The sequence below is a fragment of the Streptomyces sp. NPDC001393 genome (assembly GCF_053597455.1).
Genome location: NZ_JBSFIH010000114.1, coordinates 1 through 9240, shown reverse-complemented (window position 1 = coordinate 9240; position 9240 = coordinate 1). Strand labels below are relative to the sequence as shown.

The window sequence follows — 9240 nt, the reverse complement described above, 5'->3', positions numbered from 1 at the left end:
CCCCCAGAGCACGCACCTACGGCATTCATGAGCCTCCCCCACGCTCGAACAGGCTCGCGCGGGGGCACCCCCATCGCGGCGGGCGCAGGGCCGCCTTCCGGGCGACGACGGGAGTTTGACGACAGGACCTAGACCGGCCGCCCTAGGACCAGCGGACCGGGTGCCGTGGCCACAGGTCCGATCCGCTTGTCACACCCCGCCGGTACCGTGAGGACATGAGTCAAGGCCCCCGGTCCGGCCTCGCAGCGGTCAGTTCCGCGCTGCTGGCCATGAGCAGGCATCTGGAGGTGCGCGACGTCCTCAAGACGATCGTCGCCTCCGCCCGCGAGCTGCTCGACGCGCAGTACGCCGCCCTCGGCGTCCCCGACGACCACGGCGGCTTCGCCCAGTTCGTCGTCGACGGCGTCAGCGACGCCCAGTGGAAGGCCATCGGCCCGCTGCCCCGCCAGCACGGCATCCTCGCCGCGATGCTGCACGAGGCCCGCCCCGAGCGCCTCGCCGACGTGCGCAAGGACCCCCGCTTCGAGGGCTGGCCGGCCGCGCACCCGGACCTGGCCGACTTCCTCGGCCTGCCCATCCGCGACGGCGACGAGGTCGTCGGAGCCCTCTTCCTCGCCAACAAGAACTGCCCGAAACCGGAGGGAAGTTGCGGCTTCACCGAGGAGGACGAGGACCTGCTCGCCATCCTCGCCCAGCACGCCGCCATAGCCCTCAACAACGCCCGGCTCTACGAACGCAGCCGCGAACTCACCATCGCCGAGGAACGCTCCCGCCTCGCCCATGAACTGCACGACGCGGTCAGCCAGAAGCTCTTCTCCCTGCGCCTGACCGCCCAGGCCGCGGCGGCCCTCGTCGACCGCGACCCCGCCCGCGCCAAGGGCGAACTGCACCAGGTCGCCGCGCTCGCCGCCGAGGCCGCCGACGAACTGCGCGCCGCCGTCGTGGAGTTGCGCCCCGCCGCCCTGGACGAGGACGGCCTGATCGCCACCCTGCGCACCCAGACCCAGGTCCTCGACCGCGCCCACACCGCGCGCGTGACCTTCACCAGCAACGGCTTCCGGGCCCTGCCCGCCGCCCAGGAGGAAGCCCTGCTCAGGGTCGCCCAGGAGGCCCTGCACAACGCCCTGCGCCACTCGGGCGCCGCACACGTCGACGTGAGCGTGCGGCGGCGCGGCTGCGGCGCCGTGCTGCGCGTCACCGACGACGGCGGCGGCTTCGACCCCAGGGCGGTCCGCCGCGCCGGACGGCATCTGGGCCTGGTCTCGATGCGGGACCGCGCGAGCGGGGTCGGCGGCACGCTGACCGTGGAGTCGGTGCCGGGCGAGGGCACCACGATCGAGATGGAGGTCCCCGGTGGCTGACGCGATCAGGGTGCTGCTGGTCGACGACCACCAGGTCGTCCGCCGGGGCCTGCGTACCTTCCTGGAGGTGCAGGACGACATCGAGGTCGTCGGCGAGGCCGCCGACGGCGCCGAGGGAGTCGCCCGCGCCGAGGAACTGCGCCCGGACGTCGTCCTGATGGACGTCAAGATGCCGGGCATGGACGGCGTCGAGGCCCTGCGCCGGCTGCGCGAACTCGACAACCCCGCGCGCGTGCTCATCGTCACCAGCTTCACCGAACAGCGCACGGTCGTACCGGCCCTGCGCGCGGGCGCCGCCGGATACGTCTACAAGGACGTGGACCCCGACGCCCTCGCCGGCGCCATCCGCTCCGTGCACGCCGGCCACATCCTGCTCCAGCCCGAGGTCGCCGGCGCCCTGCTGTCCCAGGAGGAGGCCAACTCCGGTCAGGGCAGAGGCGGTTCGCTCACCGACCGGGAGCGCGAGGTGCTCGGCCTGATCGCGGACGGCCGCTCCAACCGCGAGATCGCCCGCGCCCTCGTGCTGTCCGAGAAGACCGTCAAGACGCATGTCTCCAACATCCTGATGAAACTCGACCTCGCCGACCGCACCCAGGCCGCGCTCTGGGCCGTACGCCATGGCGTGACCGGCTGACACGCCCTCCCCAAGGCCTCACCCACGGCAACAGCCCAGGCTGAGATTCATACCGTCGTGGGAATGTCACCCGGACGGCGCATCCTCCGGCGATCTCCGCCGTTCTCCATTGCGTGCCGCGGCGAGCCGCCGCGGTGAACGTCTTAGGAGGGGTTGGAAAGTGAAGAACCTGAAGAAGGCCGCGGCCGTGACGATGGTGGCCGGTGGCCTGGTGGCGGCCGGTGCGGGGCTGGCCTCCGCCACGGAGGGCGCCCACGCCTGCGGCGAGGCCGTGGGCTCCCCGGGCGTCATCTCGGGCAACGTCGTCCAGGCCCCGGTGCACATCCCGGTGAACGCGGTCGGCAACAGCGTGAACGTGATCGGCGTCCTGAACCCGGCCTTCGGCAACCTTGGCGTCAACCACTGAGGTCAGGCCGACAGCGACCACAGGCCTCCCGGCGGTGCACCCGGGAGGCCTGTCATATGAGCAGGCTCAGCCCGTCCGGTGCCTGAGGACGAGGTCCGCAAGTCCGACAGCGGGGCCCGGGGGCGGCAGCCCGTCAGATGCGCCGGGATCCGGGGAGGGCAGCCCCTCAGAGGCGCCGGGGTCCGGGAGCAGCCCCCAGATGCGCCGGCACCAGCGCAGGGCGCCGAACGGCCTACCGCATCCCTCGCTCCCGCTCCTCCACAACGGAGTTGTACGCGGCCACCTGTGCCCGCCGCGCCGTACGCTCCACGGGCCGCAGCGCCTCCGCCCGCGCGGCCATCTCCGAGGAGCTGACCGCACCCCCGTGCCCGTTGTCGTACGCCAGCGACACCAGCAGCGCGACCCGCTGCGCCAGCTCCAACACCCGCACCGCACGCGGCGGATACCCCGGTGCCAGCACCTCACGGCCGCGCTCGGCCCGCGCCCGGTACGCGTCGATCGCCGCCTCCGCCACCGGACCCGACCCGGCGACGTCCAGCTTCGACAGCACCTCGGTCGCCTCGCGCAGCGCCTCCGCCAGCTCCCGCTCGGCCTCGCCCAGCGACGGCACATCCGCGGGCGCCGCCTCCCGCACCGGCAGCACCTGCCAGACCACCTCGGCGTGCACATCACCCTCCGGCCCGGCCTCGTACACCTGAGGCACCAGCCCGAACGCGGCACCGTGGCAGACCACCGCCTCCTCGGCCTCCAGCGCCCGCGCATTGAACTCGGGCGGACCGCTCAGCCCCAGCGGATGCCCCGGCGCCGGCAGGGCGACCCGCAGCCCCGTCGCGCCCAGCGTCCGCAGCCGCCCCAGCGCCAGCGTGAGCCCGACCTGCGCGGACTCCCCGGGCAGCCCCTCCACCCGGTGCACGGTGTCCTCGCCCACAATGGCGAGCGCGGCGTCATCCGGAGAGACAAGTCCGGCCAAAAGGGCGTTTCCCCAAGCGGCAAGGCGTCCTGAACGCGGTTCCGTGAGCATGCCCCCACCCTAAGGACCGGACCGATGGAATGGAGCCGGGCACTGGTGGCGTAGATTTCATAAGGGCTGCGCCCACAGGCGCGGCGGACCGAGCCACAGGCGTACGCGACAGCCGAGACCGGCCACACTGCAAGGGGAGACAACGCGCTCATGAGCGATGTTCTGGAGCTTCAGGACGTATCCGTGGTCCGCGAGGGCCGGGCTCTGGTGGACCAGGTCTCCTGGTCGGTGAAGGAGGGCGAGCGCTGGGTCATCCTCGGCCCCAACGGCGCCGGCAAGACCACCCTCCTGAACGTCGCCTCCAGCTACCTCTTCCCCAGCAAGGGCACCGCCACCATCCTCGGCGACACCCTCGGCAAGGTCGACGTCTTCGAGCTGCGCCCCCGCATCGGCGTGGCCGGCATCGCCATGGCCGAGAAGCTCCCCAAGCGCCAGACCGTCCTGGAGACCGTGCTGACGGCCGCCTACGGCATGACCGCGCACTGGCAGGAGGAGTACGACGAGGTCGACGAGCAGCGCGCCCGCGCCTTCCTCGACCGCCTCGGCATGAGCGACTACCTCGACCGCCGCTTCGGCACCCTGTCCGAGGGCGAGCGCAAGCGCACCCTGATCGCCCGCGCCCTGATGACCGACCCCGAGCTGCTCCTGCTGGACGAGCCCGCCGCCGGTCTCGACCTCGGCGGCCGCGAGGACCTGGTCCGCCGCCTCGGCCGGCTCGCCCGCGACCCCATCGCCCCCTCGATGATCATGGTCACGCATCACGTCGAGGAGATCGCCCCCGGCTTCACCCACGTCCTGATGATCCGCCAGGGCAAGGTGCTCGCCGCCGGCCCGATCGAGCTGGAACTGACCTCCCGCAACCTCTCCCTCTGCTTCGGCCTGCCGCTCGTCGTCGAGCAGGTCGGCGACCGCTGGACGGCCCAGGGCCTGCCCCTGTCCTGACCCCCAACCGGGTTCCTCCCCGAGGCCTCTCCCAGGCCTCCCCGAGACCTTCCCACGCCCGTCCCGCTCGCTTTCGCGCCCTGTCCGCCGCCCGACCCCGGCCCTACCATGACCGTGTGAACGACATCGACGCATGGGTGTGGTGGCTCGTCGGCGCGGCGGCGCTCGGAATCCCGCTCGTGGTCACCGCCATGCCGGAGTTCGGCATGCTCGCGGTGGGAGCCGTCGCGGCCGCGGTCGCCGCCGGAATCGGCTTCGACCCCGTGGTCCAGGTCCTCGCCTTCGTCGTCGTCTCCGTCGCGCTCATCGCCGTCGTCCGCCCCATCGCGGCCCGGCACGGCAGACAACTTCCCCGACTCGCCACCGGTGTCGACGCCCTGAAGGGCAAGCAGGCCGTCGTCCTGGAGCGCGTCGACGGCTCCGGCGGCCGGATCAAGCTCGCCGGGGAGATCTGGTCGGCCCGCGCCCTCGACACCGACCGCGCCTACGAAGTGGGCCAGGAGGTGGACGTCGTGGAGATCGAAGGAGCCACCGCCATCGTCATCTGAGGCATCGAGCCTCCTTCATCTGAGGCATCCCGCCCACGAGTTGGGCGATGGTCTGTCAGACTCGACCAGCAAGATCTTCTACAACGACGAGATCTGCCGAAGGCGCCGAGGCGGAGAGGGGTACGGGGAACACGATGGAACCGGTCATCATCGTCCTGGTCATTCTGGTGGTGTTGGTCTTCATCGCCCTGATCAAGACCATCCAGGTCATCCCACAGGCCAGCGCCGCCATCGTCGAGCGCTTCGGCCGCTACACACGCACCCTGAACGCGGGCCTGAACATCGTGGTCCCGTTCATCGACACCATCCGCAACCGCATCGACCTGCGCGAACAGGTCGTACCCTTCCCGCCGCAGCCGGTGATCACCCAGGACAACCTGGTGGTCAACATCGACACGGTCATCTACTACCAGGTGACGGACGCCCGCGCCGCCACCTACGAGGTCGCCAGCTACATCCAGGCCATCGAGCAGCTGACGGTCACCACACTCCGCAACATCATCGGCGGTATGGACCTCGAACGCACCCTGACCTCCCGCGAGGAGATCAACGCCGCCCTGCGTGGCGTCCTCGACGAGGCGACGGGCAAATGGGGCATCCGGGTCAACCGGGTCGAGCTGAAGGCCATCGAACCGCCCACCTCCATCCAGGACTCGATGGAGAAGCAGATGCGCGCCGACCGTGACAAGCGCGCCGCGATCCTCACCGCCGAAGGCACGCGCCAGGCCGCCATCCTCACCGCCGAGGGCGAGAAGCAGTCCCAGATCCTGCGCGCCGAAGGTGAGGCCAAGGCCGCCGCCCTGCGTGCCGAGGGCGAGGCCCAGGCGGTCCGTACGGTCTTCGAGGCCATCCACGCCGGCGACCCCGACCAGAAGCTGCTGTCCTACCAGTACCTGCAGATGCTCCCGAAGATCGCCGAGGGCGACGCCAACAAGCTCTGGATCGTCCCCAGCGAGATCGGCGACGCCCTCAAGGGCCTCTCCGGCGCCATGGGCAACTTCGGCCCCCTGGGCGGTGGCGGCCAGGGCAACGGCGGCGCCAACGTACCGGCACAGAACAACGGCCCGAGCACGGAACGCCGCGAGAAGCCGAGCATCGACTGAAGTGCGCCGTACGCCAAAGGGGCTCACCTTCCTCAGGAAAGTGAGCCCCTTTCGCACAGCCTATGCGGCGCTCTGCCCCAGCCATGCCGGCAACGCCTCGAACTCCTCGGCCCCCAAAGCCAAGAGCATCGCATCAGCCGGCGTCGGCTCGAACGGCTCCCGCAGAAGCCGCATACCGGCCTGAGCCGGAGTCCGGTCGGCCTTGCGGTGATTGTCCTCCGCACACGCGGCCACCGTGTTCAGCCACGTGTCCTGCCCACCCTGCGCCCGCGGCACCACATGGTCCACGGTCGTCGCCCTGCGCCCGCAGTACGCGCACCGGTGCCGGTCCCGGACCAGCACACCCCGCCTCGACCACGGAGCTTGTCTTCGGAACGGCACCCGTACGTACCTGCACAGCCTGATCACCCGGGGCGCGGGTATGTCCACATCGGCGCCCCGCATACGCAGTTCGGGATGGGCCTGCTCGACGACGGCCTTGTCCTGGAGCACCAGAACGACGGCTCGATTCAACGTCACCGTCGACAGCGGCTCGAAGCTCGCGTTCAGCACCAGCGTGTCCCGCATCCAGCCCACCTCCCGTGTGCACCTGCCCACCCCCCCGGCGGGCTTGGATCAACTCTGGACGGGCGCGCCGAGATGGACAACGCAATAAAAAATGCCCGCCCCCGATCACTTCCAAGACCCGAGGCGGGCAAACGTTCAATGAACGCTCGGCTGAATCGCGGCGCCGCGCTCAGCCCTGCGCGGGGTTCTCGTACTCACCGATGAGCTGGGCACGAGCGATCGTGTGGAACCGCAGATTGAAGCCGACGACGGCGGGCGAGACATCGGCATCCGGACCGAGCTTCTCCTGGTCCACCGCGTACACCGTGAAGACGTACCGGTGCGGGCCGTCCCCGGGCGGCGGCGCGGCGCCACCGAAGTCCTTTGTCCCGTAGTCGTTGCGCACGTGCACCGCGCCCTCGGGCAGACCCTCGAACTTGCCGCTGCCCGCACCCGCCGGCAGCTCCGTCACGGAGGCCGGGATGTCGAACAGGACCCAGTGCCAGAATCCGCTGCCGGTCGGCGCATCGGGGTCGTAGCAGGTCACGGCGAAGCTCTTGGTCTCCGGCGGGAAGCCCTCCCAGCGCAGGTGCGGGGAGGTGTTGCCCTCCGCGTGGACCTGGGCGCTCCCCAGCGTCGCACCCTCCTCGATGTCCGCGCTCGCCACCGTGAACGACGGCACGGGCGGATGGAAGTCATGGGGGAGCGGCCGCCGCTTGAGCTCGGTCACCTCGGTACCTCCTGATCGATGATCTGGAACCAGCAGTCCCCGAGCCTAGAACCAGTTGCGCTTGCTGCCGACCTCGGACAGCCACTGGTTCAGATAAGCCGCCCAGTCGGTCCCCATCCAGTCGTTCAGACCCACCTGGAACGACCGGTAGGTGTCCGAACCCTCGCTGAACAGACCCGGCTTCTTGTCCATCTCCAGCACGACGTCCATCGCGTGCTCGTCGGCCACGAAGCTCAGCTCGACCTGGTTCAGGCCCCGGTACTGCGACGGCGGGTAGAACTCGATCTCCTGGTAGAACGGCAGCCGCTGCCGCGTCCCCCGGATGTGGTCGCGTTCCATGTCCGCGTTCTTGAAGCGGAAGCCCAGCTGGATGAAGGCGTCCAGGATGGCCTTCTGCGCCGGCAGCGGGTGGACGTTGATCGGATCCAGGTCGCCGGAGTCCACGGCCCGCGCGATCGCCAGCTCGGTCGTCACCCCGATGTGCATCCCGCGCAGCGCCTGCCCGTCGATCATCGTGACCGGCGTCTCCCAGGGGATCTCGAGCCCGAACGGCACCGCGTGCACGGCACCCGCCTGCAGCTGGAAGGCACCACCGAGCCGTACCTTCGTGAACTCGATGTCCTGCTTGTACTCCTGGTCGTCGCGCTCCACCTCGACCCTGGCCTGCAGACCGACCGACAGCCCCTCGATGTCCTGGTTAACGGACCCGCCCTGGATCCGCACCTCGCCCTGCACGACACCGCCCGGCACGACATTCACCTCGGTCAGCACCGTCTCGACCGAGGCCCCGCCGGCCCCGAGGCTCGCGAGCAGCTTCTTGAACGTCATTGACTCTCCCTTTACGAAAGACCCTCGACCCCTACAAACGCGATCCGCCTCCGACCGGTTCCGCCGACGCCCCGTCCCGTCTGCATTACGCTCGGAGGGCATGATCGCGCCCCCGGAACGTACGCCACTGCCCAGAGAGTTCTTCGACCGCCCGGTCCTGGAGGTCGCACCGGACCTTCTCGGGCGCATCCTGGTGCGTACGACCCCCGACGGCCCGATCGCCGTCCGCCTCACGGAGGTCGAGGCGTACGACGGCCCGAACGACCCCGGATCACACGCCTACCGCGGCCGCACCGCCCGCAACGAGGTGATGTTCGGCGAACCCGGACATGTGTACGTCTACTTCACCTACGGCATGTGGCACTGCATGAACCTCGTCTGCGGCCCCGAGGGCCGCGCGAGCGCCGTCCTGCTGCGCGCCGGCGAGGTCGTCGAGGGCGTGGAGCTGGCCCGCAAACGGCGACTTTCGGCCCGGAACGACAAAGAACTGGCCAAGGGTCCGGCCCGCCTGGCGACGGCCCTGGAAGTCGACCGTTTCCTGGACGGCACGGACGCGTGTGCCCCCGGTGAGACTCCGCTGCGGATGCTCACCGGCACGCCGGTCGCCGCTGACCAGGTACGAAACGGCCCCCGCACCGGAGTCGCCGGCGAAGGCGGGAACGGCGACATCCATCCCTGGCGTTACTGGGTGGCGGGCGACCCGACGGTGAGCCCCTATCGGGCCCATGTGCCACGGCGCCGCCCAAGTTGACGTGCCCTGCGAAGGTGCGTAACGTATTCCAAGCCGCTGAACCGGGTACGGCAATCGCCTGCAGCCGGAGCGGCCAACCCACTACTCAGCTACAACCCCTCAGCGGGGTCGATTTCGGCGCGCCTGTGTGCCCGAATTCGAACTCGCGAGACTCGATTATGAGTCGCCGAGAGAATGAGCTAACGTAGTGAATGTCGAAAGGGCGCACGGCGAAAGCCGAAAACCCCGGAGACAGCCCACCGACAGGGAATCGGATCGAGAAAAGATCTGATAGTGTCGGAAACACCGAAGGGAAGCGCCCGGAGGAAAGCCCGAGAGGGTGAGTACGAAGGAAGCGACCGTTCCTTGAGAACTCAACAGCGTGCCAAAA

At 69.9% G+C, this 9240-nt stretch carries 11 protein-coding genes; 7 read left to right on the top strand and 4 right to left on the bottom strand.

Translation table 11 applies throughout. The features are described 5' to 3' along the window. Positions 1-215 precede the first annotated feature (215 nt). The 3 genes from ACWC2T_RS45200 to chpE all read left to right on the top strand — a co-directional run bounded on the left by ACWC2T_RS45200 (position 216) and on the right by chpE (position 2401). The gene (locus ACWC2T_RS45200) at positions 216-1361 is read left to right on the top strand and encodes a GAF domain-containing sensor histidine kinase (RefSeq protein ID WP_450676114.1); all 1146 of its coding nucleotides are present in this window, start codon (positions 216-218) and stop codon (positions 1359-1361) included. Continuing rightward, positions 1354-1995 carry a response regulator gene (locus ACWC2T_RS45195; RefSeq protein WP_450676113.1) on the top strand — a complete coding sequence of 214 codons (642 nt, stop codon included), beginning with the start codon at positions 1354-1356 and terminating at the stop codon, positions 1993-1995. The genes ACWC2T_RS45200 and ACWC2T_RS45195 overlap by 8 nt, the downstream gene beginning before the upstream one ends. 160 nt (positions 1996-2155) lie before the next feature. Further along, positions 2156-2401 (top strand): chaplin ChpE, encoded by a 246-nt coding sequence (chpE, locus tag ACWC2T_RS45190; RefSeq protein WP_450676112.1) that lies wholly within the window; start codon positions 2156-2158, stop codon positions 2399-2401. A 232-nt stretch (positions 2402-2633) separates the two neighbouring features. Here chpE and ACWC2T_RS45185 read toward each other — a convergent pair whose 3' ends face one another. After that, on the bottom strand, positions 2634-3422 hold the full coding sequence (locus ACWC2T_RS45185) for a hypothetical protein (protein ID WP_450676111.1): 789 nt from the start codon (positions 3420-3422) through the stop codon (positions 2634-2636). Positions 3423-3572: 150 nt separating this feature from the next. Here ACWC2T_RS45185 and ACWC2T_RS45180 point away from each other — a divergent pair, with 150 nt between their 5' ends. From ACWC2T_RS45180 to ACWC2T_RS45170, 3 genes are all read left to right on the top strand, one after another. Next, on the top strand, positions 3573-4364 hold the full coding sequence (locus ACWC2T_RS45180; RefSeq protein ID WP_055710142.1) for an ABC transporter ATP-binding protein: 792 nt from the start codon (positions 3573-3575) through the stop codon (positions 4362-4364). A 116-nt stretch (positions 4365-4480) separates the two neighbouring features. After that, on the top strand, positions 4481-4912 hold the full coding sequence (locus tag ACWC2T_RS45175; RefSeq protein WP_450676110.1) for an NfeD family protein: 432 nt from the start codon (positions 4481-4483) through the stop codon (positions 4910-4912). A 134-nt stretch (positions 4913-5046) separates the two neighbouring features. Next, on the top strand, positions 5047-6015 hold the full coding sequence (locus ACWC2T_RS45170; RefSeq protein ID WP_208901651.1) for an SPFH domain-containing protein: 969 nt from the start codon (positions 5047-5049) through the stop codon (positions 6013-6015). Between the two features lie 60 nt (positions 6016-6075). Here the strand turns inward: ACWC2T_RS45170 and ACWC2T_RS45165 are convergent, their stop codons facing one another. The 3 genes from ACWC2T_RS45165 to ACWC2T_RS45155 form a co-directional block, all read right to left on the bottom strand. After that, on the bottom strand, positions 6076-6582 hold the full coding sequence (locus tag ACWC2T_RS45165; protein WP_450676109.1) for an HNH endonuclease: 507 nt from the start codon (positions 6580-6582) through the stop codon (positions 6076-6078). A gap of 169 nt (positions 6583-6751) precedes the next feature. After that, a complete protein-coding gene (locus tag ACWC2T_RS45160; RefSeq protein ID WP_450676108.1) occupies positions 6752-7291 on the bottom strand; it encodes a YbhB/YbcL family Raf kinase inhibitor-like protein in 540 nt (179 codons plus the stop codon). Positions 7292-7336: 45 nt separating this feature from the next. Beyond that, positions 7337-8119 (bottom strand): sporulation protein, encoded by a 783-nt coding sequence (locus ACWC2T_RS45155; protein ID WP_450676107.1) that lies wholly within the window; start codon positions 8117-8119, stop codon positions 7337-7339. Positions 8120-8219: 100 nt separating this feature from the next. On the opposite strand from ACWC2T_RS45155, the gene ACWC2T_RS45150 reads away from it, so the two are divergent. Then, a complete protein-coding gene (locus ACWC2T_RS45150; RefSeq protein WP_450676106.1) occupies positions 8220-8870 on the top strand; it encodes a DNA-3-methyladenine glycosylase in 651 nt (216 codons plus the stop codon). Positions 8871-9240 lie beyond the last annotated feature (370 nt).

Excerpts from the sequence above, each read along its gene's own strand:
- ACWC2T_RS45200 (WP_450676114.1), top strand. The coding sequence starts at position 216 with ATGAGTCAAGGCCCCCGGTCCGGCCTCGCAGCGGTCAGTTCCGCGCTG.
- ACWC2T_RS45185 (WP_450676111.1), bottom strand. The coding sequence starts at position 3,422 with ATGCTCACGGAACCGCGTTCAGGACGCCTTGCCGCTTGGGGAAACGCC.
- ACWC2T_RS45180 (WP_055710142.1), top strand. The coding sequence starts at position 3,573 with ATGAGCGATGTTCTGGAGCTTCAGGACGTATCCGTGGTCCGCGAGGGC.
- ACWC2T_RS45170 (WP_208901651.1), top strand. The coding sequence starts at position 5,047 with ATGGAACCGGTCATCATCGTCCTGGTCATTCTGGTGGTGTTGGTCTTC.
- ACWC2T_RS45165 (WP_450676109.1), bottom strand. The coding sequence starts at position 6,582 with ATGCGGGACACGCTGGTGCTGAACGCGAGCTTCGAGCCGCTGTCGACG.
- ACWC2T_RS45155 (WP_450676107.1), bottom strand. The coding sequence starts at position 8,119 with ATGACGTTCAAGAAGCTGCTCGCGAGCCTCGGGGCCGGCGGGGCCTCG.
- ACWC2T_RS45150 (WP_450676106.1), top strand. The coding sequence starts at position 8,220 with ATGATCGCGCCCCCGGAACGTACGCCACTGCCCAGAGAGTTCTTCGAC.